Source organism: Amycolatopsis acididurans (assembly GCF_012328925.1).
GTDB lineage: Bacteria > Actinomycetota > Actinomycetes > Mycobacteriales > Pseudonocardiaceae > Amycolatopsis_E > Amycolatopsis_E acididurans.
In genome coordinates, this window is the sequence record NZ_JAAXLS010000001.1 from 150,095 (window position 1) to 176,292 (window position 26,198).

Sequence of the window (26,198 nt, forward strand, 5' to 3'; positions counted from 1 at the left end):
CGCCCCGCCCGCGCGTATTTGACACCTGTCAGAATACGCCTAATCTGACAAGTGTCAGGCGGCGGGAGGAAGAACAATGGCACGCATCACCCCGGACATCACGGTTCCCGATCTCAGCGGCAAGCTCGCGGTGGTCACCGGCGCGAGTGACGGCGTCGGCCTCGGCCTGGCCACCCGGCTCGCGGCCGCGGGCGCCGAGGTCGTCATGCCGGTGCGCAACCCGCGCAAGGGCGAGGCCGCGATCGCGAAGATCCACCGCCGGTACCCCGACGCGAAACTGTCGCTGCGCGATCTGGATCTGTCCTCTCTGGCGTCCGTCGCCGGCTTCGCGGGCCAGCTCACCGAGGAGGGACGGCCCATCCACATCCTGGTCAACAACGCCGGGGTGATGACGCCGCCGGACCGGCAGACCACAAAGGACGGTTTCGAGCTGCAGTTCGGCACCAACCACCTCGGGCATTTCGCCTTGGTGGCCCGGCTGCTTCCGCTGCTGCGCGCGGGGAAGGCCCGCGTCACCTCGCAGATCAGCATCGCCGCCGACCAGCGTTCCATCAACTGGGACGATCTCCAGTGGGAGCGCAGGTACAACGGCAACGGCGCCTACAGCCAGTCGAAGATCGCGTTCGGGCTGTTCGGTCTCGAACTCGAACGGCGCAGCCGCGACGGCGGCTGGGGCATCACCAGCAACCTCTCCCATCCCGGGGTGACGCCCACGAACCTTCTTGCCGCGCGCCCGGAGGTCGGCCGCGGCCGCGACACCGCGCTGGTGCGGGTCATCCGTGCGCTGTCCGCGCGCGGAATCCTGTTCGGGAAGGTGGAGTCGGCGTTGCTGCCCGCGCTCTACGCGGCGACGTCACCCGGCGCCGGAGGCGGTCGTCTCTACGGGCCCAGCGGCTTCCGTCACCTCTCCGGCCCGCCCGCCGAACAGAAGCTGTATTCAACCCTGCGCAGCGCCGAGAACGCCCGCAGGATCTGGCGGATCTCCGAGGAACTGACCGGCTTTCACTTCCCGGCTGCGCGCAGCCAAGTACGGGCCCGACGAACGGGAGGCTCCGAGCCCGTACCGTAGGTCGCCGCGGTGACCAGGCCGTAAGCCAGGTGTGGCACCACGTCCGACGCCCAGTCCGCGAAGCTCCACTTCCGCGGATCGGTGATGCCCAGTGTCGTCATCGGGGCGCTCGAGCCTGCCATCGCCGCCCCGCTCGCCGCGAGCCCGCCCGTGAGCACCGAAGGCCGCCAGCCCAGTGCGTGTGCTGCCCCGTAGCCGGCGCCGACGGTGGTTCCGGTCAGCAGCCCGAGCAACGCCCCCAGGCCCGACACCCGGTTCGGCCTCGTCTTCGCGTTGCCGGGCACCCTCGCGCCGGTCTTCTCCGAGAGGAGCTCCACCGTCTGCTCCGGGGTATTGCTCGCCGGGCGGCCCCGCAACGCCATGTCGAGATACGTGACGGCGTTGAGTGCCGTGGCCCCGGCCGCACCGGCCGCCGCCCCGCGCAGGATCGACCTCATCATGCCGTGCGGCTACCCGTTTCGCGCCAGGTGAACCGGCCGCGACCGCCGGGCCAGGACGAGGGGACGGCGCTGCGGCGCGCGCGGGACGCGGTGATGGGCGCGGAGGCCGCCGGGTGCGACGATGCGTGGATGGCCGAGCACCACGTCATGTCCTATGGCACCTGCCCGTCCGCGATCACGTTCGCGGCGCACGCCGTCGGCGCCGCCTCGCCGCGGCGGTGCCGCTGGTACCGGTACCACCCCGGAATGACCGGGGTTCCTGGCGGGATCACCCCGCTGATCTACGACCGGTCGTTCACGATCGACGCGTCGGTCCTGATGTCCGAAGTGCCGCACACCGGAAACGGCCCCGTGCGTGCGGGGCCGTTTCCGGTGTGAATCCTCAGGCGAGGGCGGCCGGTTCGGTGGTGCGGACCTCCAGCTGGTGCACGACCCGCTCGGTGCTCAGCTCGTGCACGGTCAGGTCGGCCAGCGCGACCAGCACGACGGCCAGGGCGTCGGCGAACAGCAGCGCGGGGCTGGTGAACACCAGCGCCGCGATCAGCGACCACAACCCGGCGAGACCGAGCACACCGTGCGCGATCCTCGCCGAGATCCGGGTGCCGAGTGCGGCACCGAGCGCGCCGAGGACGGCGAGTCCGGTGAACACCCCGAAACCCGTCCAGCTCGCGGCCGTGGCCGGGAAGGCCACCGCGGCGACGGCCAGGAAGCCGCCCGCCAGCAGGCCCACCACGTCGATTCCGAAACGAGTGCTCGACGACATCGTGAAAAACACCTCCACTACTACGCGGAAGAGTCGGGCAGGACGCGTCTTCGTGCCTGGGCGGCTCTGGGTCCGGCTTGAGCTCCGGAACCCATCCTGATCAACAGCGCTCCCGCGGTGATGTTTCCCGGCCGGGGTGTCTCGCGCGCCACACCGGGTAGTAACTTACTCGCGGTAGGGAGGTGCGAGAGTGGACCAGACGCTCGCGGGCCGGTTCGGCGGCGGGGCCGTACCCACGCGCGGCGTGGACTGCGACGGCGGCTGGGCCGAGTACACGCTGGCCACCGTGGACACCCTGGTGCCGATACCGGACGAGCTGCCCTTCGAGCAGGCGTGGTTTTCGCGCTCGGTCAGCGACGTGCCGCCACTGGCCGGGGCACCGAAGGCGGTGACGCGGCTGTCCATAGAGGAGGCCGACCCGGTCCGGCTGGTGCTCAAGCCGTGACGGAAAAACATGGAGGACCGATGAGCGGAGTCGTACTGATCACCGGCGCGAGTTCGGGCCTCGGCGAGGAAATGGCCCGGCAGTTCGGGGCGCTGGGCTATGACCTCGCCCTGTGCGCACGGCGCGTCGAACGGCTGGAGAAACTCGCCGGCGAGCTCCGCGCGACCGGCCGCCGCGTCGAGATCGCGGCGCTGGACGTCACCGACTTCGACGCCGTGCCCAGGGTTTTCGGTGAGTTCGCGGACAAGTTCGGCACGATCGACCGGATCATCGTCAACGCCGGCCTCGGCAAGGGTGCCCCGCTGGGCACGGGCAGGCCGGACGCGAACCGCGCCACGGCGATGACGAACTTCGTGGGCGCGCTCGCGCAGACCGAGGCGGCGCTGGAGATCTTCCGCCGCCAGGGCCGCGGGCACCTCGTGCTGATCTCGTCGATGTCGGCGCTGCGCGGGATGCGCAAATCGATGACCACCTACGCGGCGACCAAGGCCGGCCTGGCCTCGATCGCCGAGGGACTGCGCTCGGAGCGCATCACGGGACTGGACATCTCGGTCATCTACCCGGGCTACATCCGTTCGGAGATGAACGAGCACGTCCAGCAGAAGACGTTGTTCATGGTGGACACCAAGACCGGGGTGCGGGCCATGGTGCGGGCGATCGAAAAGCGCCGCACCAAGGCCTACGTCCCGGCGTGGCCGTGGGTGCCGATCGGGTTCGCGATGAAGCTGCTGCCGATCGGCGTCGTGCGGCGGCTCACCTGACGGCGCTGCGCCAGCCCTGGTGGTAGTTCTCGCGGACCACCGCCGAGTACGGCGCCGGGCTCACGATCGCGCGCACCGGGAACTGCTCGTGCGGCTGTACCGTCGTCTTGCGGGTACCGCCGTCCGGTTCGCCCCACACGACGCGCACCTCGGCGCCCAGCGGGACGTCCGGGTCCACTGTGGCCAGTGACAACGCCGTGCGCTCGTTCGCGCTGTAGCCGGTGAACAGCGACAGCCCGACCAGTGCGCCGTCGGCGTCGACGACGGAGTCGAAATTGGACGATCCGTAGTTGGCGTTGGGCAGATCGAAGAACTGGTAGCCGGGGCCCTTCGGATCGACCGGCGAGGCGAGCAGTTTCCCGACGTCTTCGGCATTCCACGCCAGTGTCACCTTGCGCCGCTGCGCTTCCGGCTCGATCGCGGCCAGCGCGTCGCGTCCGATGAAGTCGTGGTCGAACCGGACGAACGAGCCGTAGCCCAGCTCCCACGGGTTGAGGTAGTAGTCCTCGATCCGGTCGGAGACGAAGGATCCGGCGAGCGCGTTGGTCGCCTCGTAGCCCTGCGCCGGAAGCCATTCGCGATACGGCCGCAGTTCCTCGCTCGTGTACACCGCGGGCAGCGGGGAGGGGATCCAACCCGATTCGAGTGTGTTGCACGAGTACGCCCGCGCCCCGGCAGGTTCGAGCCCGAACTCCTGGCCCGCTTCGAGGATCGCGTCGCGGACCTTGTCGTAGGTTTCGTAGGGGCCCCAGATTTCCAGGCCCGGCGCGCCCGCCATGCCGTGCCGCAACGTCCGGACCTTCTCGCCGGCCACGTTCAGGTGGCCCATGCGGAAGAACCTGACCTGCTCGACCGGTCCACCGTGGACCTTCTCGATGACCGGCCACGCGTTCGGCCCCTGGATCTGGAAACGCCACACATCACGCGTCACGGGTTTGCCATACGGGCGTGAGGGCGAGCGCTGGTCCATCCGGATGTCGACGTTGTAGCCCTTGCCGCCGTGGTAGGTCAGCCAGTTCGCGACCGGGGCACGCCCGACGAAGACGAACTCCTCCTCGCCGAGCCGGAACAGGATGCCGTCGCCGATCACCCCGCCTTCGGGCGAGACCGGTACGAACTGCTTGGCCGAGTCCACCGGGAACCTCGCCATGCTGTTTATTCCGTTGTCCGACAACAGTTTCAACGCGTCCGGACCGGAGACCCACAGGTTCACCATGTGATGCGTCTGGTCGAACAGCACCGCGGTCTCGCGCCACGCGATGACCTCGCGGCGCCAGTTGGTGAACTCCGACGGGACGACCGGGTAGATGTAGGCCCCCAGCTGGGAGTTGCGGAGCAGCTCGACCGTGCTGCGCGACTGGTCGAGGACTTCCTGCAGATTCTTCGCGGTCATGACTTACCCGTCCTGTCGTGCGTATTCCTCGGCGGTGAGGTATTGGATGCCGAGTTGTGTGAGTTTGGGGCGGAGGTTGTAGTGGTCGAGTCCGAGTGTGCCGTTGCGGAAGGCTTGGCGGGTGGCTTGTTCTTTGTGGGCGCGTGTTTGGGCGGTGGTGAGGGCGGTGTGGGTGTGGTGGCGGGGGATGACCATGGCGCCGTCGTTGTCGGCGAGGATGGCGTCGCCGGGGTGGATGTGTTGTCCGGCGATGGTGATGGGGGTGTTGACGGAGCCGGGGGTGTTTTTGACGGTGCCTTGGGCGCTGATGGTGGGGGACCAGACGGGGAAGTTCATGGTGTGGAGTTGGGTGGTGTCGCGGATGCCGGTGGTGGTGATGAGTCCGCGGACGCCGCGGTGTTGGAGGGTGGTGGCGAGGAGTTCGCCGAAGGCGCCGTCGGTGTTGGGGGAGGTGGTGGTGACGACGAGGATGTCGCCGGGTTGGGTGTGTTCGATGGCGGCGTGGATCATGAGGTTGTCGCCGGGCCAGCACAGGACGGTGATGGCGGTGCCGGCGATGGGGGGTCCGGGGTAGAGGGGGCGTAGGTGGGGGCCGAGGTAGCCGGTGCGGCCGAGGGCTTCGTGGACGGTGGCGACGCCGTAGTCGGTGAGGGCGGTGACGGTGGCGAGGTTGGCGCGGGGTGGGTTGGTGATGATGAGGGGTGTCATGCGAGTTCTCCGGTGACTTGGGGGTAGAGCCGCATGTAGGCCTCGGCTTTGGTGGTGTGGGGTAGGGCGAGGTTGGGGCCGGCGTTGCGGGTGAGTTGGGTGCCGCGGCGGGTGGCGAGGTCGGTGTAGTAGTGCCACATGTGTTGTTGGGCGGGTAGGCAGTGCATGGCTTGGTGTTTGGTGTCGAAGACGTTGGTGATGTCGAGGAGCAGGTTGGGTGTGAAGTCGCATTGTTCGGGTTGGTGGGGTTCGAAGAAGAACACCGGGGGCGCGCCGAGTGGTTGGCCGGGGGCGTTGTAGCCGGGGGCTTGGGCGAGGATGCGGGCTTGTAGGGCCATGCGGGCGGCGGCGGGGTGGTCGTTGTTGTAGGGGTCGGTCAGCGGGTGGGTGAGCACGATGGTGGGGTTGAGGCGCCGGTAGATGTGCACGATGCGGTCGACGAGTTCGGGGGTTTCGAGCAGGGGGTAGTCGCCGGCGTCGAGGAATTCGATGTCGGCGCCCAGGACGTGGGCGGCGTTGCTGGCTTCGGTGCGGCGCAGGGTTTTGATCTCATCGAGGGTGTGGCCCTCGCGCCAGGCTTTGGCGGATTCGCCGCGTTCGCCGTAGGTCAGGCACACCACCGTGGCGGGCTCACCGCGGGCGGTGGCCAACGCGATCGCTCCCGCCGCACGCCACACGAAATCCCCCGCATGCGCCGACACCACCAACAACGACATCACACAACTCCCTCGTCCGTTCCGGCTTCACGAGCGACACTAGGAGCGCGGGCACCCGCCGCGTCAGGTCCTCGCGACCGGTCTGCGCTACGTCATTCGTCGCGGGTAAAACCGCCTCGATGCCTGACGAAACCTGATCTCCGCTCGGCTCTACTGAGGGCATGGGATCTGAGAGCCTCGAAGCGGCCATCGCCCGTGCGGGATCGCCCGTCACACTGCTCCGCGACTCGCCCGTGCGCCCGCACACCTTCCCGGCCGCCCCGGAGTTCACCAACTGGCGCAGCGAGCAGAACGCGTGGCGCACCACCTGTGCCCTGCTCGACCAGTCGCACCACATGACCGACCTGTACCTGCGCGGCAGGGACGCGCTGCGGCTGCTGTCCGACTTCGGGGTCAACACGTTCGCGAACTTCGTGCCGGGCAAGGCGAAACAGTACGTCGCGGTCAACGACGACGGGTTCCTCATCGGCGACGCGATCCTGTTCCACCTCGAGGACGGACTCTTCGACCTGGTCGGACATCCCACCGTCGCCAACTGGCTGCAGTACCACGCCGCCAACGGGGGCTACCGGGTCGAGCTGGAACGCGACGAGAACTCCTACGACCGCCCCGCCGGTCCGCCGAAGCTCTACCGCTACGAACTGCAGGGCCCGACCGCGCTGCCGCTGGTCGAAAAGGTCACCGGCGCCGCGCTACCCGGCGTCGGGTTCTTCACCATGACCGAGTTCAGCATCGCCGGGCACCGTGTCCGCGCGCTGCGCCACGGAATGGCGGGACGGCCCGGCTTCGAACTGTTCGGGCCCTGGGCCGAAGGCGAGGATGTGCTCGCCGCGCTGCTCGCGGCCGGTGAGGAGTTCGGTCTCGTTCGTGCCGGCGCCAAGGCGTACTCGACGGCCAACCTGGAATCCGGCTGGATTCCCACCGCCGTCCCCGCGATCTTCGGCCCGGAGCAGAAGGGCTACCGCGAATGGCTCGCCGCGGACGCGCTCGGTTCACTCGGCGGCAGCATGGACTCACTCGACATCACCGACTACTACGTCACCCCCTACGACCTCGGCTACGGCCGCACCGTCCGGTTCGACCACGACTTCCTCGGCCGCGAGGCGCTCGAACGGATGGAACCACGGCGCAAGAAAGTCACGCTGGTGTGGCATCCCGACGACGTCGCCGCCGTCAACCGGTCCCTGTACGAACCGGGCATTCCGGCGAAGTACATCGAGATGCCCAAGGCGCGATACGCGTTGTTCCAGGCGGACAAGGTGCTACGCGGCGGGGAGGTCGTCGGTATGTCACTCGACCCTGGTTATCTCGCCAACGAGCACGCCTTCGTCTCACTGGCCACAGTGGACACCGGTGCGGCCGGCCCGGGCACCGAGGTGACGGTGCTGTGGGGCGAGGAACCCAACTCCGCCAAACCCGCGGTCGAGCGGCACCGGCAGGCCGAGATCCGCGCCCGGGTCGCGCCGGCGCCCTACGTCCGGGAAATCCGCAGCTCCTACCGCAGGAACGAGACCCCATGACCATCCAGCAGGAGGTCGCCGGCCACGGCCGCCGGCGCAGCAGGCTGGCCGGCCTCGTGCACGACATGAGCTACGAGGTCATGCCGTTCAAGAACACCGAACGCGACGTGCTCGCCCACGTGCCGACCACGGTCCCGCTGACGGTCACGGTCACCGAGGCCAAGGGCATCGACACCACCCTGAACCTCACCGAACGCCTGCTGGGCCACGGCTACCGGGTCGCCCCGCACCTGCCCGCTCGCCTGTTCACCGGTGAGGCGCACGTGCGCGACGTGATCGCGCGCCTGCGAGACGGGGGAGTGCGGTCGGTGTTCGTCATCGGCGGCGACGCGCCCGAACCCGCAGGCCCCTACCCGGACGCCTTCTCGCTGCTGCAGGCGATCGCCGCGACCGGGCACCAGTTCGACGACGTCGGCATCGGCGGATATCCCGAGGGACACCCGAAGATCCCGCAGGACGCCCTCGACCTCGCGCTGAAACAGAAGGCCCCGCTGGCCACCCACGTCATCACGCAGATCTGCTTCGACGCCACCACCACCGCACGCTGGGCCGCCGGAATCGCCTCGGCGGGTATCGACCTGCCGATCCGGATCGGGATGCCGGGGCCGGTCAACCGGCAGAAACTGATGCGCATCTCGGCCGGGATCGGGCTCGGCCAGTCCGCGCGGTTCCTGCGCAAACAACAGAACCTGCTCTGGCGGTTCCTGCTGCCCGGCGGATACCGGCCCACGAAACTGGCCGAACGGCTCGGCGCGAAGGCGCCCCAGGCTGTCGCCGGGCTGCACATCTTCACCTTCAACGAACTCCGCGGCACCGAACGATGGCGCCAGGACATGCTCGCCCTGGTGTCTGAAAAGGACGAACGATGACCGGTCCCGAGCGCATGACCGACTACGGCCGCCTCATCGTGCGCGGCGAGGACCGGCCCGGCATCGTGGCGAACGTCTCCGGCGTGCTCACCGAGTTCGGCGCCAACATCGTCTCGCTCGACCAGTCCTCCAGCGACCCCTCCGGTGGCCGGTTCTTCCAACGCACCGTCTTCCACCTCGACGATCTCCCGGCACGGATCGGGCGGCTCAACGACGTGCTCGAACAACGGCTCGCCGACAGGCTCGGCCTGGATTTCCGGCTCGTGGAAGCCAAGCGGCGCAAGCGGGTCGCCATGTTCGTGTCCAAAGCAGACCACTGCCTGCTCGACCTGCTGTGGCGGCAGCGGCGCGGCGAACTGCACATGACGGTGCCGATGGTCGTGTCCAACCACCCCGACCTCGGCGAGGAGGTGCGCCAGTTCGACATCCCGTTCTTCCACGTGCCGGTGGACAAGGACAGCAAGGCCGCCGCCGAGAAGGAACAGCTCAACCTGCTCAAGGGCAACGTGGACCTGCTCGTGCTGGCCCGCTACATGCAGATCCTCTCCGGCGGCTTCCTGGAGGAACTGGGCGTGCCGGTGATCAACATCCACCACTCGTTCCTGCCCGCCTTCATGGGCGCCGGACCGTACCAGCGGGCCAAGGAACGCGGCGTGAAACTCGTCGGCGCCACCGCGCACTACGTGACCGAGGACCTGGACGAGGGACCGATCATCGAGCAGGACGTCATCCGCGTGTCCCACCGCGAATCCGTGCGCGACCTGCAACGCCGCGGCGCGGACGTGGAACGGCTCGTGCTCTCCCGCGCGGTGTCCTGGCACTGCGACGACCGCGTCATCCGCGACGGCAACTCGACGGTGGTGTTCTAGCGATGAAAGCACGCGACGACTACGTCCTCGACCTGACCCAGAATCGGCGCGGCTATGCCATCAACCGGCTGTGCGGCTCGCTGAAGGACGCCGGAAACCGGCGGCGCTTCAGCGAGGACGAGTCCGCCTACTGCGACGCCTACCGGCTCTCGCCGGAACAGAAGAAAGCCGTGCTGGAGCGCGACTGGACGGGCATGCAGGAGCTGGGCGCGTCCATTTTCTACACCTACAAACTGGCCATGCTCGACGGCACGTCGATGCAGGACCTCGGTGGCGTGTTCACCGGCATGTCGACCGAAGAGTTCGTCGCGGCCATGCACGCGGGAGGGCGGAGATTTGGCTAGGGTCATCTGGGGTCTGGCGACCTCGCACGTCCCGTCGATCGGCGCGGCGATGGACAACCACAAGACTTCCGACGAGTACTGGAAACCCCTGTTCGACGGCTATGAGCCGGCGCGGAAGTGGATGGCGGCGCGCCGGCCGGACGTCGCGATCGTGATCTACAACGACCACGCCAACGCCGTCGGCCTCGATCTGGTGCCTGCCTTCGGCCTCGGCACCGCCGACTTCTACGAGGTCGCGGACGAGGGCTGGGGCCGCCGCCCGGTGCCGCCGGTGATCGGCGCGCCGGAGCTGTCCGAGCACCTCGTGCGCGAGCTGATGGACGACGAGTTCGACATCGCCACGTTCAACCGGCTCGACGTCGACCACGGGCTGACCGTGCCGCTGTCGGTGTACTGCCCCGATCCCGGCGACGCGTGGCCGTGCGCGGTGGTTCCGTTGCTGGTCAACGTGATCCAGTACCCGCAGCCGACCGCGGCCCGGTGCTACGCGCTGGGCAAGGCGCTCGGCCGCGCGATCCGTTCGTTCCCCCGTGAGCTGGACGTCGCCGTGTTCGGCACCGGGGGCATGTCACACCAGCTCGCCGGGGCGCGGGCGGGGCTGATCAACAGCGAGTTCGACCGGATGTTCCTGCGTGCCATCGAAACCGAGCCGGAGAAGCTCGCCGCGCTCTCGCGGGAGGACTACATCCGCCAGGCCGGCACCGAGGGCATCGAGCTCATCATGTGGCTGGTCATGCGGGGCGCGCTCAGCGACAAGATCGCCCGCGTGCACGAGACCTACCACGTGCCCGCCTCCAACACCGCCGCCGGGGCGGCCCTGTTCGAAGATCTGGGAGAGTGATGAGTACTTTCGTTCTGCTGCACGGAGCCTGGCACGGCGGCTGGGCGTGGCAGCGCGTCGCGCCCCTGCTGCGCGAGGCCGGGCACGAGGTGCACACGCCCACCCTCACCGGCGTCAGCGACCGCGCGCATCTGCTGTCGCCGTCGGTGGGGCTGGGCACCCACGTCGAGGACGTCGTGGCACTGCTGGAGGCCTACGACGCCCACGACGTGGTGCTGGCCGGGCACAGCTACGCCGGGCAGGTCGTCACCGGCGTCGCCGACCGGGTGCCGGAGCGGCTCGCCCGGCGCGTGTACCTGGACGCGTTCGTCGGCGAGCACGGCGAGGCCGCGATCGACCTGCTGCCGGGCAAGGTCGCCGGCCACTACCGCGAATCCGTCGCGGGACCCGGGTTCGGCTGGCTGATCCCGGTGCGCTCGCTCCAGGTGCTCGGCGTCACCGAACAGTCCGATCTGGACTGGCTCATGGCACGGCTGACCCCGCACCCGTGGCTGACCTACACCGAACCGCTGCGGCTCACCGGCGCCGCGGACGGCGTCGCGGCGACCTTTGTGGAATGCACCGACTGGATGCGGGTGTTCCAGGCCCACGCCGAACGAGCCGCCGCCCGCGGCTGGCCCGTGCACACGATCGCCACCGGGCACGAGGCCATGGTCACCGCGCCCAAGGAACTCGCCGACCTGCTGCTGACCCGCTGACCCGGAGAAACCATGGAATTCCTGGTGCGCACCGAGAACCTGCTGCCGCCCGACACCCCCGACGAGACCCGCGAGCAGTTGCGTAAGGCCGAACGGGCGCGCGCGACGCAACTGCGCGAGGCGGGTGTCCTCAAGCGACTGTGGCGGGTGCCGGGCCGCAACGCCACGATCGGGCTGTACGAGGCTCAGGACCCGGCCGCGCTGCACGACGCGCTGGTCTCGCTGCCGATGTGGAAGTGGATGGACATCTCCGTGGAGGCGCTGGCCACCCATCCGCAGGAGCAGTGACGCTCAGGGCTGCGGTGGCACCAGGCCCTCGGCCACCGCGACCAGCGCCGCCTGGGTGCGGGAGCTGAGCTGCAGCTTGCGCAGCACGTTGCTGACGTGGGTGCGCGCGGTCCGTTCGCTGATCACCAGCTCGTCGGCGATCTCGCGGTTGGAGTGCCCGCGCGCCACCAGGCTCAGCACGTCCCGCTCACGTTCGGTCAGCGCCCCGAGCCCGGTGGGCGGCGAGACCATCTCCTGGGTCAGCCGCCGCGCGATCGCCGGGTCGAGGAACACCTCGCCGCGTGCGGCGGCCTCGATCGCGGCGGAAACCTCGGCGGGACCGGCGCTTTTGAGCAGGTAGCCCGCCGCGCCACCGGCCAGCACCGCGTGCACCCGCTCCATCTCCCCGAAACTCGTCAGCACCACCACCCGCACGCCGGGGTACTGGCCGGTGATCCTCGTCGTCGCGCGCACGCCGTCCATCCGCGGCATCACCAGATCCAGCAGCACCACGTCGGGCAGATCGCGGTGCGCCGCCATCGTGGCGAGCGTGTCCAGCGCCTCCTCGCCGTCGGCCGCCTCCGCGACGACCTCCATCCCGTCCAGCACCTCCAGGTACGCGCGGATTCCCCGGCGCACCACGGCGTGGTCGTCGACGATCAGCACCCGGACGGGACGCGTCATGACCGCTCCGCCAGCGGGATGGCGAGCCGGACGATGGTCCCTGATCCCCGTCGTGGCCCCGCCGTCACCGTTCCACCCCATCGCTGCGCCCTTTCCCGCATCGTCTTCAACCCGTAGCCCGAACCCGGCCCCGTCGCGCCGATCCCGCGCCCGTCGTCGGTCACGGTCGCGCGCAATTGCTTGCCACGCAAGGAGAACCGGACGTTCACCCGGCCCGCCCCGGCGTGCTTGACCACGTTGTGGATCGCCTCGGCGAGGATCCGGTACACGTCCTCGGCCAGCTCGCCCTGGATCCGCGCGGGCGCCTGCCCGAGCGCGAGCGAGAACCGCAGTCCGGTGCGGTTGGTGGTGCTGTCCACCAGCGCGCGCAGCGCCTCTTCCAGCCCGCCCTGCCCGGCCGCCGAGGACGGCCGCAGCTCGTGCACCATCGCCCGCAGATCCGTCAGCACCGTGCGGGACAGCAGCCCTACCTCGTCGGCGATCCGGCGCGCCGGCTCGGCCGGGATCAGCTCACCGCGACTGCCCAGCACCTCCATCGACTTGGCCTGCATGCTGATCGAGAACACCTGCTGCACGATCGAATCGTGCAGATCGCGCGCCAGCCGTTGCCGTTCCTCGCGCCGCGCCACGTCCCGTTCCCGCTGCAGCAAGGCCCGGTAGTCGATGGCGATCGCGGCCTGCTCGGCCATCGCGATCAGGAACTCCAGCGTCCGCTGCCCGACGGCCTGGGCCGGCGTGAAGAACGCGTTGAGCACCCCGGCGGCGCGGCCGCGGATCATCAGCGGCACGCTGGCGAAGGAATCCCACTCCGGCCGCGCGTGGTAGTCCCGCAGCGGCTGCCACGCGGGATCGTCGCGAATGGACGTCCACCGGTTGGGCACCACCACGGGTCGGGCGTCGCGCAACGCCTCCCGCATCCGCAGTGTGCCGCCGCGGCGCTCGACCTGCATCAGCCGGTCGAAGAAGTCCGTGCGGTGGGCGAAACCCGCGGTGCCCATGACCCGCAGATCGTGGCTGGCCTCCTCCAGTGTCAGAATCTGCGCACCGGCCAGCGCGTCGGCCTTGACCACCTCGGCGGCCAGCGCGTCCAGCGTGTCGATCAGGGAGCCCTCGGTGGCCAGTTTCGCCGCCGTGCGCGCGATCGCCGCGACCCGGCGCTGCCGGTGCCGTTCGTCGGTGACGTCGCGGAACGCGATCATCGTCAGCTCCGGCTCACCGGCGACCCGCTGCTCCCGGTAGGCGAACTCGCGCCGCAGACCCGGCGCGGGCGACCACGTGGTGACCTGCTCGGTGCTGCCGTCGTCGAGCAGCCCGGCCGGCTCGGCGCCGCCGGCCTGCGCCAGCGCGAACGGTGAGCGCATCCCGGCCAGATCGGCTTCGGTCCGCCCGCACAGCCGCGCCGCGGCCTGGTTGACCTGGACGAAGCGGCCGGCCGAGTCCACCAGCGCGAGCCCGTCGGGCGCGTCGAGGGCGAGCCGTGCCCAGTCCACCGCCGGCGACAGGGGCGCGACCATGGTGAACCTCCTCGGCGTCGAGCGGATGCGTGTCCAGCATGCATGGTGTCGCGCTCGCCGTGCGAGATCTACGTCATTTGACTCATTCCGGCCGGGCGGGATGCCGGGTGGCGCCGGGTCATTGCGCGCTGTCCCGGCCGCCCCGCCCTGCTTACGCTCGAGGCACAGTGGACCAGGAGGGCCGACGATGGACGTCTCCTTCGGCACCTTGTGGGAAGCCGTCGCCGCCGCACTGCCCGGCGAGATCGCGATCTCCGAACCCGGGCGCGAGCTGACCTACGCCGAGTTCGAGGACTCCTCCGCACGCCTCGCCGCCGCACTGGCCGAAGCCGGTGTCGGGCCGGGCGACAAGGTCGCGTGCTACCTGTTCAACGGCGCCGCCTACCTGCAGACCGTGTTCGCCGCGTTCAAGATCGGCGCCGTCCCGGTCAACGCGAACTACCGCTACACCGGCGAGGAACTCTCGGCGCTGCTGGCCGACGCGGACGCCGCGGCACTGGTGTTCAGCGGAGAACTGGCCGGGAAGGTGGCGCACGCCGCACGGCACGTGTCCACGCTGCGGCTGCTCGTGCGCGCGGAGCCGGGAGACGGCCCGGACGCGCGCGACCTGGACGAACTGCTCGCGGCGACCCCGCCCCGGCCCGCCGCACCACGTCCCGGCACCGACCAGCTGTTCATGTACACGGGCGGCACCACCGGCACACCCAAGGGCGTGATCTGGCGGCTCGCGGACCTGCTGCACTCCCTTGCCGTGCCGATCTTCGGCCCGCTGGGCGTGGCCGGGCTGCCCGCGTCGCCGGCAGACGCGGTGCGCGTCGCCGTCACCGCGCGCCGCGAGGGCCGCGCACCGGTGACCATGCCCGTCGTCCCGCTCATGCACGGCACCGGGCTGTTCAACTCGGTGGGCGCGCTGCTGGCCGGTGGCCGCGTCGTCACACTCGGCCGTGGACTGGACCCGCGCCGGGTGTGGGAAACCGTCGCGGCGCAGGCCGTGGGCATGATCATCGTGGCGGGCAACGCGGTCTGCGGGCCACTGGTGGCCGAACTGCGCAACAGGGCCCACGACCTGACACCGCTGCGTTCGGTGCTCAGCTCCGGTACGGCGCTGTCCGACCGGCTCAAACGCGCCCTGCACGAACGCACCGAGGTCACGATCATCGACGCCATCGCCTCCAGCGAGGGCGGGCCGTTCGCGTTCGCGATCACCTCCTCGGTGCGCGATCTGCCGTCCCGTTTCCGGCCCGTGCCCGGCACGACGGTGCTCACCGAGGACGGCCACGCGGCCGCGCCGGGGGAGGTGGGCACGCTCGCCTACCGGGGCCCGATGCCGCTGGGCTACTACAAGGACAGCGCGAAGACCGCGGCCACGTTCCGTGTGATCGACGGCGTGCGCTACACGATGCCCGGTGACCTCGCGGCGATCGAACCCGACGGCGCGATCCGGTTCCTCGGCCGCGGCTCAGGCGTGATCAACACGGGCGGCGAGAAGGTGCACGCGCACGAGGTCGAGGAGGCGCTGCTCGCCCATCCCGACGTCACCGACGCGGTCGTGGTCGGCGTGCCCGACGAGACCTGGGGCGAACGGGTCTGCGCCGTCGTGGCCACCGCGAACACCGCGCTGACCGCCGCGGACCTGCGCGAGGCCGTTCGCGGGCGCCTCGCCGGGTACAAGATCCCGCGCCGGATCGTGCTGCTGCCCGGGCTGCGGCGCACCCCGACCGGCAAGCTCGAACTGGCCTGGGCACGGGAAGTGGTTGACAGCCCCGCACTGCCCCGGCACTAATGATGTGATGGGCGACGGTGCGCGATGGTGAGGCGGAATCCGGTCTCGCTGGCCAGTCTCGACCTGAATCTGCTGGTCTTCCTGCGTGAGCTGCTCCGCGAACGCAACGTGACGCGGGCGGGGGCGCGGGTCGGCGTCAGCCAGCCCGCCGCCAGCGCCGCGTTGTCCCGGCTGCGCCGCCACTTCGACGACGAACTGCTCGTGCGCTCGCGCGGCGGGTTCGTGCTCTCGCCGCTCGCGGTCCAGCTGGCCGGCCAGATCGAGCCCGTCTGCCGTGGCGTGGAGCGGTTGTTCGCCACCGGCGCCGAGTTCCGGCCCGCCGACGCCGAGCGCGAGTTCACCCTGCTGACCCCGGACTACGTGCTGGCCACCTTCGGCGAGCGGCTGTCCACCGCGCTGTACGCGGCGGCGCCGAAGGTCCGGCTGCACATCGAGGTCGTCAAACAGCGCCTGCCCACCGACGCGGCGGAGGTGCTGCGGCGCATCGACGGCATCATTTCCGCGCCCACCGCGAACTTCGGTGCGGCGGGCATCCGTTCGCTCGAACTGTTCCGCGACCGGTGGGTGTGCGTGGTGTCGGCGGACAACCCGGTCGGCGACCGGCTCGAACCGGCCGATCTGGAACGGCTGCCGTGGGTCGTGCCGCACCATCCCGACGGCGAGTACCCGGCCAGCTCACCGCTGACCCCGTTGATGGCGCGGCTGACGGTGCGGCCGCGCGTCGCGGTGCGCGTGGACAGCTATCACGCCACCGCGTATTTCGTCGCGGGCACCGACCGGGTCGCGATCATGCAGGGCAGGCTCGCGGCGCTGCTGGCCGACCGGGCGGATCTGCGCGTGCTGGACTGTCCCGGCGAACCACCGCCGATCGTGGAAACCCTGTGGTGGCACGAGAAGAACACCGACGACGAGGGCCACCGGTGGTTCCGCACGGTCACCGCGGCCGCCGCGCACGAACCCGCCATATCCGCCGTTTATGCGGCACATTCCCAGAACTGATTTCCGTTCCGTGTTCCGGATTCGTAAATTGAATTCTGGAAAAGTGAACGCGCACAAGGGAGTGTGCCCATGGCCTCACGTTCCGCCGAGCCCGTCGTCGACGTCGTCCCGCTGCTGGAACGCCAGAAGGTGGGCCGGTTCTGGCTGATCCTGTTCGCGGTGTCCTGGGTCGTCACCTTTCTCGACGGTTTCGACCTGCAGATCATCTCCTTCGCGGGCCGCTACATCCAGCGTTCGTTCGCACTGAGCAACACCGAACTCGGCACGCTGGGCACGATCGGTGTGCTGGGCACGCTCGCCGGCTCGATACTGATGGGATACCTCGGCGACCTGACCGGGCGCAAACCCGCGATCGTCGTGTCCGCGGCCGGGTTCGGGGTGTTCACCCTGGCCTTCGCCGTCGCGCAGGACTATCCGCAGCTCATCGCGCTGCGCTTCGCCACCGGCGTGTTCCTCGGCGGCGCGCTGCCGCTGATCTGGGCGCTGGTCACGGAGTTCGCGCCGCTGCGGCTGCGGTCGACCTCCGTGGTGATCACGATGATCGGTTACAGCTTCGGCAGCGCGGCCGGCGGGCCGTTGTCCAACCTGCTGATCCCCTCGTTCGGGTGGCAGTCGGTGTTCGTCGCCGGCGGCCTGGCCTCGTTGCTCGCCGTGATCCCGGTCGTGCTGTTCCTGCCGGAGTCGGTGAAGTTCCTGGCGCAGAGGGACTTGCGGCAGCACCGCATCGCGCCGATCCTGCGGCGGGCGCTACCGGAGACGGCCTTCGCCGACGGAACCCGTTTCACCGTCGGCACCGGGCCGCGGCAGCGCACCTCCTTCACCCCGGCCGCGTTGTTCCGGGGCCGCACGCTCGCCGTGGTCACACCGCTGATCTGGCTGGCCTACCTGTCGTCCTCGGCGATCGTGTTCTACCTCGCGTTCTGGGGGCCGATCCTCAACGAGCGCATCGGGTTCAGCGTGTCGCAGGCCGCGACGCTCGCGGCGTGGGCGTCGGTGGCCGGTGCGGCCGGGCAGCTCGTCGCCGGGCGGTTCATCGACCGGCGGGGCGCCGGCATGATCGCGCTGCTGCCGACACTGGCGGTGCCGTGCCTGCTCGCGATCGGGCTGCTGCCGCTGTCCGCGGCGCCCTACATCGTGATCCTGCTCGTGTCGCACGCGCTGATCATCGGCGGGCACGGCGGCGTCATCAGCGTCACCGGCATCTTCTACCCGCCCGCGATCCGCGCGAACGGCGCAGGCTGGGCGACCTCGGTGGCCAAGCTCGGCGCCATGCTGGGCCCGTGGCTGGCCGGTTTCGCGCTCGATCACGGGGTCGGCGTGCGCGGCACGTTCTTCGTGTTCGCGGTCTTCCCGATCGTGATGGTGGTGGCGCTGGTCGCGCTCGGCCGGGTCCAGCGCGGCCTGCCCGCCGGGGCGGACGGTTCGATGCTCACTCCGGTGTCCACAAAGGAGGACCGGACCGCGGTGTGACGACGCGAAGGGAGGGCGCCGGGTGCTCCGGCGCCCTCCCTTCTTCGTGCTCAGATCCGGTACCACCGCGCGGCGTTGCCCGCCAGCACCGCGTCCCTCTCCGGCTCGGTCAGGGCCTCCAGCAGCCGCCTCGCGCCGGGACCGTGATCGTGCGGATGGTCGCTGGCGTACATCAGCATCGAGCCAGCGCCGAGCAGGTCGAGCGCCTGGCGCACCTGCGCCGGATCGCGGGGCAGATGCGCGGGGGAGGTGGTGAGCCGGACATGCTCGCGCACGACCTCCGACGGTTTGCGGTCCAGCCACGGAACCTCGCGCCACACCGCCTTCCAGTCCTTGTCGAACCGCCACAACAGCGTCGGCAGCCACGAGAAACCACATTCCGGCAACGCGACCCGCAGGTCCGGCAGATCGCGGAACACGCCCTCGGTGACCAGGCTGGTCAGCTGAGCCTGCGCCAGGATCTGCGAGTTCGCCAGGTAGTCCTCCAAGTAGGTGTGGGTGATGCCGCTGGAGGTGGGCGCGTTGCCGAGCCGGCCCCACGCGTGCAGGCCCAGCACGAGATCGTGCTCGGCGGCGGCCCGCAGCAGCGGGCGGTGCCGCCGGTTGCCCCACGGCGCGTCCATCCGCACCGGCACGAGCACCTGAACGATCCGCGGGTGATCGCCGATCCGGTCGATCTCGGCGGCCGCGGCGCCGGCGTCCAGCGTCGGCACGACCATGCTGCCGCGCAGCCGCTCGTCGGCGTCGAGCCATTCGGACACGAGCCAGTCGTTGACCGCGCGCGTCAGCGCCGCTTCGTAGTAGGGGTTCCGGTTGCAGGCGAAGGAGGTCGTGCAGTTCAGGATCGACGTGCCGGGTGGAAGCTCGGCGAGGGTGTGCGGCAACGGCCCGCCGCTGGTCGCGGCGTTCGGCGGGTAGGCCCCGTCCTGGCTGGGCGAGAGCGCGAGCCCGCTTTCGGTGAGGTAGTTGCGCCAGTAGGAATCCAGATGGGGCAGCAACTCGCGCAGTGACGCCGGTCCACAGTGGACGTCAGTGTCGATGGTGCCGGTCAGTGCCGGTGCGCTCATCGCCCCTCCTCCCGTTCGGGCAGCCGGTAGAGCCGGCACGCGTTCGAGCCCATGATCTGCTTGCGCAGCGCGGCCGGGAACAGGCGCGGAGCCTGCCGGGGCGAGTCGAAGTCCCAGTGCGGATAGTCCGAGGCGAACATGATCCGCTCGTTCATGCCCACATGTGCCAGCGCGATTTCCAGGTCCCGCTGGTTTTCCGGCTCCTCGATGGGTTGCGTGGTGAACCAGACGTGCTCGCGCAGGTACTCCGAGGGCGCCTTGCGCAGATGTGGCACGTCGGCCCGCAGCTGTGTCCAGGAATCGTCCAGTGCCCACATCAGCGGGCCCGCCCACGCGATCCCGCCCTCGACGCAGATCACCTGCAGCTCCGGAAACGCCTGGAACACGCCCTCACACAACAGGTTCGTCAGCAGCGAACCCATCATGTTGCCGTTCCACACGTGTTCTTCCAGGTAGAACGACGGCCAGCCGGCGCCGCGATGCTGTTCCAGCCCGCCGGTGTGCGCGGCGATCGGCAGCCCGGCCTCGGCGGCAGCGGCGTAGATCGGCCAGTACCGCCGGCGGCCGAACCCGAGTTCCCCGCCGGTGGAGAGCAGGACCTGCACGAACCGCGAATCGCCCGCCCAGCGGCGGATCTCCTCGGCCGCCAGCTCCGGCGACTCCATCGGGATCGCGATCGAGCCACGCAACCGGGGTTCCTGGCCGAGCCAGTCCTCGGCCTGCCAGTCGTTGAGCGCGCGGCACAATGCGGCGGCGTAGTCCGGTTGCTCGGCGCCCCAGCTGTGGGACTGCAACGGGATCAGCACGCCGTGGTCGATGTCGAACTCGTCCAGCAGCTGCTCCCGCAGCATGGTCAGATCGCTGCCGGGGAACCCGCCCTCGGGCCACGAGTCGAGCCGGAAACCGGCGTTGCGCACCCGCGGGTACATCTGCGGCGGTCCCGGCACGCGGCTGCCGAACATGTCCCACCGCGCCTGGTGCGCGGCCGCCAGGCGCGGCCGGATGTCACCGGCCGGCGCGTGCGGATGGATGTCGGCGTCGACGATGGTGTGGGCGAGCCTGGCCTGTTTGCGCGCGGCTGGTTCGCCCATCACGGTGGTGGTCATTGCTCGCCTCCGGTGGCTTGCGGGCTCTTGCTCGTGTCGACCACGACGTAGGCGTCCTCGACGTGGACCGGGTACGTCTCGGCCACGTACGGCCCGGGGATGCGGCCACCCGGTGCTTCCACGCCGACGTCGTAGGCGCGGGCAGGGGGTTCGCCGGGACCGAGGAACGACTGGCCGGTGGCCAGGTCGTACTCCCAGCCGTGCCACGGGCAGGCGACGAGCGCGTCGCCGTCGGCCACGAGGTACTCACCCGCGCGCGCCGAGCGCACCCGTTCCTGGGTGTGCCCGAGGCACAGTGGACCACCTTGATGCGGGCAGTAGTTGTTGAGCGCGTAGAACTTGTCGCCGACCCGGAACACACCGATCGAACGGCGGCCAGCCTGCACGATGCGCCGTTCTCCCGGCGGGAACTCCTCGAGCCGGGAAACCACTATTCTCATGGGAAAACCTTAGGTAAACCGACCTTGCGGAAGGAAACAAAAAATCGGGATGCCGGGCATCAACGCCATTTATCCCGGCGGTCAGGTCAGCGTCTCGCGGCTCGTTTCGCGTGCGCTGAGTACCGCGCCGAGCGAGATCGCGGAAATCGCCACGTAGTAGCCGATCACGGCGGTGATCGTGCCGGCCGAGGCGAACAACGAGGCCGCGATGAGCGGGAAGAACCCGCCGACCACCCCGCCGAGCTGGCGGCTCAGGCCCAGCCCGGAGAACCGCCGCGCCGCGTCACGGAAGAGCTCGGCGTAGAAGCTGCCCTCGGTGGAGAACAGCAAGGTCTGGATCACCGCGGGCGGAATCGCGATCGCGAGCACGATGAGCGCCTCGTCACCGGTGCGCAGCATCGGGAAGAACGCGAAGGACACGTAAAGCGCGCCGATGACCAGCGACGAGGCCAGCATGATCTTCCGCCCGACGAAATCGGAAAGCCTGCCCAGCACCGGGTTCGCCACGATACCGACGATGTTGCCGATGAGCACGCCGCGCAGCATCACGGCGTTGTCGATGTGCAGCGTCTTGTTCCCGTACACGAGAATGTAGACGGTGAACATCTGCAGCATGCTCGTTTCCGCGATGGTGCACAGGAAAACCGTCACACAGGCGCGAGGTTCCTCGCGCAGTGCGGTGAACAGCGGCAGCCTGCGTGGCGCGTGTTCCACGGCGGTCCTGAACACCGGGGACTCGTCGATCCTGGCGCGCACGTAGACGCCCACCAGCACGAGCACCGCCGAGGCCAGGAACGGCACCCGCCACCCCCAGGACAACCGGTCGGCCTCGGACATACCGGCGACCAGTCCGGCCGCGAGCGCGGCGAGCACCGAGCCGAGCGCGCCGCCGATCTGGATGAAACCCGCGTAGCCGCCGCGTTTTCCGTGCGGTGCGCCCTCGGTGGCCATGATGACGGCGCCCACGGTCTCCCCGCCGAGCGCGATGCCCTGGGTGAACCGGAGCACCGCGAGCAGGATCGGCGCGGCCACGCCGATCGCCGCGTAGGTCGGCAGCAGGCCGATGAGCGTGGTGCAGCCGCCCATCAGCACGAGCGTGATGAACATGACCGGTTTGCGGCCGATCCGGTCGCCGAAGTGGCCGAAGACGATCCCGCCGAGCGGCCGGGCGAGATAGCCGAACGCGAACGTGCCGAGCACGGCGATCGTGGCCACCAGAGCGTCGGCCCTGGGGAAGAACAGGGTTTCGAACACCACCGGGGCGATCAGGCCGTAGAGCAGGAAGTCGAAGTACTCGATGGTGGTGCCGATGGCGCCGGAGATCAGGATGCGGCGCCGTTGCGCGCGCAGGTCGATGGTGGTCTGGGTCTGCTGGCCGAGCGTCATTGCTCTTCCTCCGCCTTCAGGACTCGTGCACGACGATGCCGCGGATGATCTTTCCTTCGTCCAGGTCCTGGTAGCCCTGGTTGATCTCGTCGAGGCCGTAGCGGCGGGTGATCAGCTCATCGAGTTTGAGCCTGCCGTCGCGGTAGAGGCCGTGCAGGCGCGGGATGTCGTGGAGCGGGTTGCACATGCCGAACACGTGCCCCTGGATGCGCCGCTGGTAGCCGACGAGTGAGCCGTTCGCCGCGAGCTGCACGTGGTTCTCGCCGGTGCGGCCGACGGAGGTGACCGTCACCTGGCCCGCCTTGCCGACGATCGCCGTGGCCTGCGAGACGACCTCGGCGGTGAGCACGCCGACGGTGCAGATGGCGTGATCGGCGAGCTGGCCCCGGGTCAGGTCCACAACGGCGTCCTGCGCGGTCTCCGCGTCGGCGAAGACATGGGTCGCACCGAACTCGAATGCCTTGTCCCGCTTGAACGCGACGGGATCCACGACCACGACGTGGCGCGCGCCCGCGTGGGCCGCGCCCTGCACGGCGTTGGAGCCGACACCGCCCGCGCCGAAGATCACCACGGTGTCGCCGGTGCCGACACCCGCGGCGTAGACCGAGGTGCCCCAGCCGGTGGGCACACCGCACCCGGTGAGCGCGGCGACCTCGAACGGGATGTCGTCCTCGATGGGCACGCACGAGTACTGCGACACGACGGCCCGCTCGGCGAACGTGCCGAGCATGCAGAAACCGCCGAGGTCCTCGCCCGCGTCGTCGTGGAAGCGGAACGTGCCGTCGGACAGTTTGCCGGTGACCATTTCGGCGCCCTGGTCGCACAGGTTCTGGCGGCCGGTCGAGCAGTAGCGGCAGGTGCCGCAGGCGGGGATGAACGAGCACACCACGCGGTCGCCGGGGCGCACGCGCGTCACGTTCTCGCCGACGGCCTCGACCACCCCGGCGCCCTCGTGCCCGCCCACGATCGGCAGGCGCCCGACGGAGTCGCCGGTGCGCAGGTGCTCGTCGGAATGGCACATGCCGGAGACCGCGAAACGGATCCGAACCTCCCCGGCGCGTGGCTCGTCGAGTTCGAGTTCCGTGACCTCCCAAGGTTTGCCGGTGTCCCGGATGATCGCCGCCCGTGTCCGCATGACCGCCGCCCTTCCCACGCCGTCGCCAGCAGTTCTTCAAGGCAAGCTACGGAAACCGCGCGAACACCTCGATGGACAAATGTCGCGGGTAGCGAACACGACCGCTGGCCGTATAGCGTACGGACGTCCGGCACGCGGCCAATGGAGGTCAGTGATGAGTGGATCCGAGGAATTCGCACCGGGACGGGCCGTTGTTCTGCGGGGCGGCACCGTCCTGTCGATGGACGGGGCGCATCGCGTGCTCACCGGCACCGACGTGCTCGTCGCGGGCAAGCAGATCGCGGCCGTCGGGCCCGCGCTGGAGGTGCCCGAGGGCACGGCGGAGATCGACGCGTCCGGCGGCATCGTCATGCCGGGCATGATCGACACGCACCGGCACATGTGGCAGACCGCGATGCGCGGCTACGGCGCCGACTGGACCCTGACCCAGTACTTCGTGTGGTACTACCTCGAACACGGCAAGACGTTCCGCCCCGAGGACGTGCACGCGGGCAACCTCCTCGCCGCGGTCGAGGCGCTGGAGGCCGGGGTGACCACCGTCGTCGACTGGTCACACGGCCTGCAGACCGTCGAGCACGCCGACGCCGCCGTCGACGCGCTCGAGTCCGTGCCCGGCCGGTTCGTGCTGGCCTACGGCAACATCCAGCAGGCGCCGGGCGACTGGACCGCCGCGCCCGAATTCCGCGATTTCGTGCGCCGCCGCATCACCGGCGACGACATGCTGGGCTTCCAGCTCGCCTTCGACGTCACCGGCGACCCGGCCTTCCCGGAAAAGCCCGCGTTCGAGGTGGCGCGCGAACTCGGCGTCCCCGTCACCACGCATGCCGGCGTGTGGGGCGCGACCAACGACGAGGGCATCCGGCTCATGTACGACCACGGGTTCATGACCCCGGAGACGATCTACGTGCACGCCGCGACCCTGTCCGCCGACTCCTATCACCGCATCGCCGCCACCGGCGGTTCGGTGTCGGTGTCCACCGAGAGCGAGCAGAGCGCGGGCCAGGGCTACCCGACGACGTGGGCGATCCGCGCGCACGGCATCCCGGTGTCGCTGTCGATGGACACGAGCGTGTGGTGGAGCGGCGATTTGTTCTCCGCCATGCGCACGACGCTGGGCGCCGACCGCGCCCGCGAGCATCTGGAAGCGCACGCCAAGGGCGAGACCGTCACGCACTGCGCGCTGCGTGCCGACCAGGTCGTCGACTGGGCCACGCGCGGCGGGGCGCACGCGCTGGGCCGCGACGACCTCGGCACGATCGAGCCCGGTAAGAAGGCGGATCTGGTACTGCTGAAGAACGACGACTCGCCGGTGTCGTTCCCGATCCTCAACCCGTACGGGCACGTCGCGTTCCAGGCACAGCGCGGTGACGTGCACACCGTGCTGGTCGACGGCCGCGTGGTCAAACACGACCACAAGCTGCTCGGCGTGGACCTGCCCGCGGTGCGGCGCGAGGTCGAGGCGACCGTCGCGCATCTGCGGTCCGCACTCGGCGACGAGGAATGGGCCAAGGGCATGAACCCCGACGTGCCGGCGACCAAGATCCTCGACAACCCCTACACCTACACCGACTACCGCAGCGCGGCGACACATTCGCGATGAACCTGGGACTGCTGCTGCTCCGTCTCGTGCTGGCGGTGCTGCTGGCCGGGCACGCGATGCAGAAACTGCGCGGCTGGTTCGGCGGAGCGGGCCTCGGCGGCACGGGCGAGATCTTCGCGCGCTGGGGTTTCGTGCGCGGACGGCGCATGGCCTTCGTCGCCGGGCTCGCCGAGCTGACCGGCGCGGCCTCGATCGGGACCGGGCTGCTCACCGCGGGCGGCTGCGCGGTGGTGACCGGCACGATGGCGGTGGCCACGGTGGCGACCGCGCCGAACGGGTTCTGGGCGCAGAAGGGCGGCTGCGAGGTGCCGTTCTGGTACGGCGCCGTGGCCGTCGTGCTGGGGTTCACCGGGCCGGGCGCGTGGTCGCTGGACGCGGTGGCCCGGCTCGCGTTGTCCGGTTATGTCTGGGGCGGCGGGGCGTTGGCGCTCGGGCTGCTGGCGGCGATGGTGCCGCTGACGCTGCGGTCGCGTTAGCGGATGGTCTCCAGCGGCCGGGAATGCCACGCGTCCCAGTCGGCGCCGATCGCGCTCGCCGCGCGCAGCAGGGGCGGCAGATGATCGTCGACGAGTGTGTCCATCGGCGTCTCGGCGGCGTGCGCGTTGACGTTGACCGACGCGACGACCCGGCCGTCGCCGTCGCGGACCGGGGCCGCCACCGAGCGGATGCCCAGCGCCAGTTCCTGGTCCGTGGCCGCCCAGCCCTTGGCCCGCACGTCGCGCAGCATCGCGTCGATCTCCTCCCGCGAGGGCCGCACGCGCGGGGTCAGCCCGGAACGGGTGGGCTCGGCCAGTGCCTTGTCCAGCCCGGCCGGGGGCAGGGCGGCGAGCAGCACCTTGCCCAGCGACGTCTGCACGGCGGGAAACCGGGTGCCGATGGTGACCGCGAGCGTGACCAGCTTCGGCATCGCCACCCGCGCCACGTAGACGATGTCGGACCCGTCGAGCTGCGCGATCGAGCAGGACTCGCCGGTCAGCCCGACCAGCTCACGCAGATGCGGCCGCACCAGGTCCCAGATGTTGGCCGAGCCGATGTAGGCCATGCCCAGCTCCAGCACCCTCGGCGTGAGCACGAACGCACCGTCCGTGCCGCGGACATAGCCGAGCTGCTCCAGCGTGATCAGGATCCGCCGCGCGGTCGGGCGGGCCAGTTCGGCGGCCGCGGCGACCTCGGTGAGCGTCATGCTCGCCCGCCCCGGCTGGAAGCAGCGGAGCACGTCGAGCCCGCGGGCGAGGGCTTCGACGAAATCGGGGTTGGCGTCACGGCGCATAGCAGCAGGTTAACCGCTGACCGGCTTGACGCGGGCTTCGG

29 protein-coding genes are annotated in these 26,198 nt (G+C 70.0%); 16 read left to right on the forward strand and 13 right to left on the reverse strand.

Translation table 11 applies throughout. The features are described from left to right. Window positions 1-76: 76 nt before the first annotated feature. Window positions 77-1,069, forward strand: a complete 993-nt coding sequence (locus HFP15_RS00730) for an SDR family oxidoreductase (RefSeq protein WP_168510279.1) — start codon at window positions 77-79, stop codon at window positions 1,067-1,069. Here HFP15_RS00730 and HFP15_RS00735 read toward each other — a convergent pair. Next, window positions 1,003-1,509 carry a hypothetical protein gene (locus HFP15_RS00735; RefSeq protein WP_246271244.1) on the reverse strand — a complete coding sequence of 169 codons (507 nt, stop codon included), beginning with the start codon at window positions 1,507-1,509 and terminating at the stop codon, window positions 1,003-1,005. The genes HFP15_RS00730 and HFP15_RS00735 overlap by 67 nt on opposite strands. A gap of 3 nt (window positions 1,510-1,512) precedes the next feature. Here HFP15_RS00735 and HFP15_RS42435 point away from each other — a divergent pair, with 3 nt between their 5' ends. Then, complete coding sequence (locus tag HFP15_RS42435) at window positions 1,513-1,887, forward strand: LLM class flavin-dependent oxidoreductase (protein WP_246271245.1); 375 nt, start codon at window positions 1,513-1,515, stop codon at window positions 1,885-1,887. A gap of 4 nt (window positions 1,888-1,891) precedes the next feature. Here the strand turns inward: HFP15_RS42435 and HFP15_RS00745 are convergent, their stop codons facing one another. Beyond that, window positions 1,892-2,272: a hypothetical protein gene (locus HFP15_RS00745; RefSeq protein WP_168510281.1), complete on the reverse strand. Its 381-nt coding sequence runs from the start codon at window positions 2,270-2,272 to the stop codon at window positions 1,892-1,894. Window positions 2,273-2,462: 190 nt separating this feature from the next. On the opposite strand from HFP15_RS00745, the gene HFP15_RS42090 reads away from it, so the two are divergent. Then, complete coding sequence (locus HFP15_RS42090) at window positions 2,463-2,717, forward strand: hypothetical protein (protein ID WP_210716586.1); 255 nt, start codon at window positions 2,463-2,465, stop codon at window positions 2,715-2,717. A 20-nt stretch (window positions 2,718-2,737) separates the two neighbouring features. After that, window positions 2,738-3,478 (forward strand): SDR family oxidoreductase, encoded by a 741-nt coding sequence (locus tag HFP15_RS00755; RefSeq protein WP_168510283.1) that lies wholly within the window; start codon window positions 2,738-2,740, stop codon window positions 3,476-3,478. On the opposite strand, the gene ligM is transcribed toward HFP15_RS00755, so the two are convergent. Genes ligM through HFP15_RS00770 form a run of 3 tightly spaced genes read right to left on the reverse strand, consistent with a single transcriptional unit; the run spans window position 3,471 to window position 6,298 of the window. Further along, window positions 3,471-4,871, reverse strand: coding sequence for a vanillate/3-O-methylgallate O-demethylase (ligM, locus tag HFP15_RS00760; protein WP_168510285.1), 1,401 nt, complete (start codon window positions 4,869-4,871; stop codon window positions 3,471-3,473). The two genes, HFP15_RS00755 and ligM, sit on opposite strands and share 8 nt — an antisense overlap. Before the next feature lie 3 nt (window positions 4,872-4,874). After that, window positions 4,875-5,579 (reverse strand): 4-carboxy-4-hydroxy-2-oxoadipate aldolase/oxaloacetate decarboxylase, encoded by a 705-nt coding sequence (locus tag HFP15_RS00765; protein WP_168510287.1) that lies wholly within the window; start codon window positions 5,577-5,579, stop codon window positions 4,875-4,877. Next, on the reverse strand, window positions 5,576-6,298 hold the full coding sequence (locus HFP15_RS00770) for a PIG-L deacetylase family protein (protein ID WP_168510198.1): 723 nt from the start codon (window positions 6,296-6,298) through the stop codon (window positions 5,576-5,578). Before HFP15_RS00770 ends, HFP15_RS00765 begins: the two co-directional genes overlap by 4 nt. A gap of 158 nt (window positions 6,299-6,456) precedes the next feature. Between HFP15_RS00770 and HFP15_RS00775 the strand changes: the two genes are divergently transcribed. From HFP15_RS00775 to HFP15_RS00805, 7 genes are read left to right on the forward strand one after another with little or no spacing between them, the layout of a single operon-like run. After that, complete coding sequence (locus tag HFP15_RS00775; protein ID WP_168510289.1) at window positions 6,457-7,815, forward strand: aminomethyl transferase family protein; 1,359 nt, start codon at window positions 6,457-6,459, stop codon at window positions 7,813-7,815. Then, entirely contained in the window at window positions 7,812-8,684 is an 873-nt protein-coding gene (locus tag HFP15_RS00780; protein WP_168510291.1) for a methylenetetrahydrofolate reductase, read from the forward strand. Before HFP15_RS00775 ends, HFP15_RS00780 begins: the two co-directional genes overlap by 4 nt. Next, window positions 8,681-9,553: a formyltetrahydrofolate deformylase gene (purU, locus tag HFP15_RS00785; protein WP_168510293.1), complete on the forward strand. Its 873-nt coding sequence runs from the start codon at window positions 8,681-8,683 to the stop codon at window positions 9,551-9,553. The genes HFP15_RS00780 and purU overlap by 4 nt, the downstream gene beginning before the upstream one ends. Window positions 9,554-9,555: 2 nt before the next feature. Then, on the forward strand, window positions 9,556-9,897 hold the full coding sequence (locus tag HFP15_RS00790) for a protocatechuate 3,4-dioxygenase (RefSeq protein ID WP_168510295.1): 342 nt from the start codon (window positions 9,556-9,558) through the stop codon (window positions 9,895-9,897). Beyond that, entirely contained in the window at window positions 9,890-10,738 is an 849-nt protein-coding gene (locus HFP15_RS00795) for a class III extradiol dioxygenase subunit beta (protein WP_168510297.1), read from the forward strand. Before HFP15_RS00790 ends, HFP15_RS00795 begins: the two co-directional genes overlap by 8 nt. Beyond that, window positions 10,738-11,436: an alpha/beta fold hydrolase gene (locus tag HFP15_RS00800; protein WP_168510299.1), complete on the forward strand. Its 699-nt coding sequence runs from the start codon at window positions 10,738-10,740 to the stop codon at window positions 11,434-11,436. The genes HFP15_RS00795 and HFP15_RS00800 overlap by 1 nt, the downstream gene beginning before the upstream one ends. Before the next feature lie 12 nt (window positions 11,437-11,448). Continuing rightward, window positions 11,449-11,724 carry a muconolactone Delta-isomerase family protein gene (locus tag HFP15_RS00805; protein WP_168510301.1) on the forward strand — a complete coding sequence of 92 codons (276 nt, stop codon included), beginning with the start codon at window positions 11,449-11,451 and terminating at the stop codon, window positions 11,722-11,724. Window positions 11,725-11,727: 3 nt separating this feature from the next. Here HFP15_RS00805 and HFP15_RS00810 read toward each other — a convergent pair whose 3' ends face one another. After that, window positions 11,728-12,387, reverse strand: a complete 660-nt coding sequence (locus HFP15_RS00810) for a response regulator (RefSeq protein ID WP_168510303.1) — start codon at window positions 12,385-12,387, stop codon at window positions 11,728-11,730. Next, window positions 12,384-13,901, reverse strand: a complete 1,518-nt coding sequence (locus HFP15_RS00815; RefSeq protein ID WP_168510305.1) for a PAS domain-containing sensor histidine kinase — start codon at window positions 13,899-13,901, stop codon at window positions 12,384-12,386. Before HFP15_RS00815 ends, HFP15_RS00810 begins: the two co-directional genes overlap by 4 nt. Window positions 13,902-14,088: 187 nt before the next feature. Here HFP15_RS00815 and HFP15_RS00820 point away from each other — a divergent pair, with 187 nt between their 5' ends. The 3 genes from HFP15_RS00820 to HFP15_RS00830 all read left to right on the forward strand — a co-directional run bounded on the left by HFP15_RS00820 (window position 14,089) and on the right by HFP15_RS00830 (window position 18,153). Next, window positions 14,089-15,684: an AMP-binding protein gene (locus tag HFP15_RS00820; protein ID WP_168510307.1), complete on the forward strand. Its 1,596-nt coding sequence runs from the start codon at window positions 14,089-14,091 to the stop codon at window positions 15,682-15,684. A gap of 24 nt (window positions 15,685-15,708) precedes the next feature. Next, window positions 15,709-16,683 (forward strand): LysR family transcriptional regulator, encoded by a 975-nt coding sequence (locus tag HFP15_RS00825; RefSeq protein WP_168510309.1) that lies wholly within the window; start codon window positions 15,709-15,711, stop codon window positions 16,681-16,683. A 69-nt stretch (window positions 16,684-16,752) separates the two neighbouring features. Beyond that, the gene (locus HFP15_RS00830; protein WP_168510311.1) at window positions 16,753-18,153 is read left to right on the forward strand and encodes an MFS transporter; all 1,401 of its coding nucleotides are present in this window, start codon (window positions 16,753-16,755) and stop codon (window positions 18,151-18,153) included. A 50-nt stretch (window positions 18,154-18,203) separates the two neighbouring features. Here HFP15_RS00830 and HFP15_RS00835 read toward each other — a convergent pair whose 3' ends face one another. The 5 genes from HFP15_RS00835 to HFP15_RS00855 all read right to left on the reverse strand — a co-directional run bounded on the left by HFP15_RS00835 (window position 18,204) and on the right by HFP15_RS00855 (window position 23,287). Further along, window positions 18,204-19,220 (reverse strand): amidohydrolase family protein, encoded by a 1,017-nt coding sequence (locus HFP15_RS00835; protein ID WP_168510313.1) that lies wholly within the window; start codon window positions 19,218-19,220, stop codon window positions 18,204-18,206. Then, entirely contained in the window at window positions 19,217-20,326 is a 1,110-nt protein-coding gene (locus HFP15_RS00840; protein WP_168510315.1) for an amidohydrolase family protein, read from the reverse strand. Before HFP15_RS00840 ends, HFP15_RS00835 begins: the two co-directional genes overlap by 4 nt. Then, window positions 20,323-20,766 carry a Rieske (2Fe-2S) protein gene (locus tag HFP15_RS00845; RefSeq protein ID WP_168510317.1) on the reverse strand — a complete coding sequence of 148 codons (444 nt, stop codon included), beginning with the start codon at window positions 20,764-20,766 and terminating at the stop codon, window positions 20,323-20,325. Before HFP15_RS00845 ends, HFP15_RS00840 begins: the two co-directional genes overlap by 4 nt. 81 nt (window positions 20,767-20,847) lie before the next feature. Then, the gene (locus HFP15_RS00850) at window positions 20,848-22,152 is read right to left on the reverse strand and encodes an MFS transporter (protein ID WP_168510319.1); all 1,305 of its coding nucleotides are present in this window, start codon (window positions 22,150-22,152) and stop codon (window positions 20,848-20,850) included. Window positions 22,153-22,168: 16 nt separating this feature from the next. Next, window positions 22,169-23,287, reverse strand: coding sequence for an NDMA-dependent alcohol dehydrogenase (locus HFP15_RS00855; RefSeq protein ID WP_168510321.1), 1,119 nt, complete (start codon window positions 23,285-23,287; stop codon window positions 22,169-22,171). A 154-nt stretch (window positions 23,288-23,441) separates the two neighbouring features. On the opposite strand from HFP15_RS00855, the gene HFP15_RS00860 reads away from it, so the two are divergent. Both HFP15_RS00860 and HFP15_RS00865 read left to right on the forward strand, forming a co-directional pair. Then, window positions 23,442-24,887, forward strand: coding sequence for an amidohydrolase family protein (locus HFP15_RS00860; RefSeq protein WP_168510323.1), 1,446 nt, complete (start codon window positions 23,442-23,444; stop codon window positions 24,885-24,887). Then, the gene (locus tag HFP15_RS00865) at window positions 24,884-25,363 is read left to right on the forward strand and encodes a DoxX family protein (protein WP_168510325.1); all 480 of its coding nucleotides are present in this window, start codon (window positions 24,884-24,886) and stop codon (window positions 25,361-25,363) included. Before HFP15_RS00860 ends, HFP15_RS00865 begins: the two co-directional genes overlap by 4 nt. On the opposite strand, the gene HFP15_RS00870 is transcribed toward HFP15_RS00865, so the two are convergent. Beyond that, on the reverse strand, window positions 25,360-26,157 hold the full coding sequence (locus HFP15_RS00870; RefSeq protein WP_168510327.1) for an IclR family transcriptional regulator domain-containing protein: 798 nt from the start codon (window positions 26,155-26,157) through the stop codon (window positions 25,360-25,362). The two genes, HFP15_RS00865 and HFP15_RS00870, sit on opposite strands and share 4 nt — an antisense overlap. Between the last annotated feature and the right edge of the window lie 41 nt (window positions 26,158-26,198).

What these genes read in the sequence shown, in the direction of transcription:
- HFP15_RS00860 (WP_168510323.1), top strand. Translation starts at nt 23,442, where the DNA reads ATGAGTGGATCCGAGGAATTCGCACCGGGACGGGCCGTTGTTCTGCGG.
- HFP15_RS00790 (WP_168510295.1), top strand. Translation starts at nt 9,556, where the DNA reads ATGAAAGCACGCGACGACTACGTCCTCGACCTGACCCAGAATCGGCGC.
- HFP15_RS00845 (WP_168510317.1), bottom strand. Translation starts at nt 20,766, where the DNA reads ATGAGAATAGTGGTTTCCCGGCTCGAGGAGTTCCCGCCGGGAGAACGG.
- HFP15_RS00805 (WP_168510301.1), top strand. Translation starts at nt 11,449, where the DNA reads ATGGAATTCCTGGTGCGCACCGAGAACCTGCTGCCGCCCGACACCCCC.
- purU (WP_168510293.1), top strand. Translation starts at nt 8,681, where the DNA reads ATGACCGGTCCCGAGCGCATGACCGACTACGGCCGCCTCATCGTGCGC.
- HFP15_RS00765 (WP_168510287.1), bottom strand. Translation starts at nt 5,579, where the DNA reads ATGACACCCCTCATCATCACCAACCCACCCCGCGCCAACCTCGCCACC.
- HFP15_RS00820 (WP_168510307.1), top strand. Translation starts at nt 14,089, where the DNA reads ATGGACGTCTCCTTCGGCACCTTGTGGGAAGCCGTCGCCGCCGCACTG.
- HFP15_RS00830 (WP_168510311.1), top strand. Translation starts at nt 16,753, where the DNA reads ATGGCCTCACGTTCCGCCGAGCCCGTCGTCGACGTCGTCCCGCTGCTG.
- HFP15_RS00835 (WP_168510313.1), bottom strand. Translation starts at nt 19,220, where the DNA reads ATGAGCGCACCGGCACTGACCGGCACCATCGACACTGACGTCCACTGT.
- HFP15_RS00865 (WP_168510325.1), top strand. Translation starts at nt 24,884, where the DNA reads ATGAACCTGGGACTGCTGCTGCTCCGTCTCGTGCTGGCGGTGCTGCTG.
- HFP15_RS00850 (WP_168510319.1), bottom strand. Translation starts at nt 22,152, where the DNA reads ATGACGCTCGGCCAGCAGACCCAGACCACCATCGACCTGCGCGCGCAA.
- HFP15_RS00855 (WP_168510321.1), bottom strand. Translation starts at nt 23,287, where the DNA reads ATGCGGACACGGGCGGCGATCATCCGGGACACCGGCAAACCTTGGGAG.
- HFP15_RS00735 (WP_246271244.1), bottom strand. Translation starts at nt 1,509, where the DNA reads ATGATGAGGTCGATCCTGCGCGGGGCGGCGGCCGGTGCGGCCGGGGCC.
- HFP15_RS00745 (WP_168510281.1), bottom strand. Translation starts at nt 2,272, where the DNA reads ATGTCGTCGAGCACTCGTTTCGGAATCGACGTGGTGGGCCTGCTGGCG.
- ligM (WP_168510285.1), bottom strand. Translation starts at nt 4,871, where the DNA reads ATGACCGCGAAGAATCTGCAGGAAGTCCTCGACCAGTCGCGCAGCACG.
- HFP15_RS00840 (WP_168510315.1), bottom strand. Translation starts at nt 20,326, where the DNA reads ATGACCACCACCGTGATGGGCGAACCAGCCGCGCGCAAACAGGCCAGG.
- HFP15_RS00780 (WP_168510291.1), top strand. Translation starts at nt 7,812, where the DNA reads ATGACCATCCAGCAGGAGGTCGCCGGCCACGGCCGCCGGCGCAGCAGG.
- HFP15_RS00730 (WP_168510279.1), top strand. Translation starts at nt 77, where the DNA reads ATGGCACGCATCACCCCGGACATCACGGTTCCCGATCTCAGCGGCAAG.
- HFP15_RS00825 (WP_168510309.1), top strand. Translation starts at nt 15,709, where the DNA reads ATGGTGAGGCGGAATCCGGTCTCGCTGGCCAGTCTCGACCTGAATCTG.
- HFP15_RS00800 (WP_168510299.1), top strand. Translation starts at nt 10,738, where the DNA reads ATGAGTACTTTCGTTCTGCTGCACGGAGCCTGGCACGGCGGCTGGGCG.
- HFP15_RS00755 (WP_168510283.1), top strand. Translation starts at nt 2,738, where the DNA reads ATGAGCGGAGTCGTACTGATCACCGGCGCGAGTTCGGGCCTCGGCGAG.
- HFP15_RS00815 (WP_168510305.1), bottom strand. Translation starts at nt 13,901, where the DNA reads ATGGTCGCGCCCCTGTCGCCGGCGGTGGACTGGGCACGGCTCGCCCTC.
- HFP15_RS00775 (WP_168510289.1), top strand. Translation starts at nt 6,457, where the DNA reads ATGGGATCTGAGAGCCTCGAAGCGGCCATCGCCCGTGCGGGATCGCCC.
- HFP15_RS00810 (WP_168510303.1), bottom strand. Translation starts at nt 12,387, where the DNA reads ATGACGCGTCCCGTCCGGGTGCTGATCGTCGACGACCACGCCGTGGTG.
- HFP15_RS00870 (WP_168510327.1), bottom strand. Translation starts at nt 26,157, where the DNA reads ATGCGCCGTGACGCCAACCCCGATTTCGTCGAAGCCCTCGCCCGCGGG.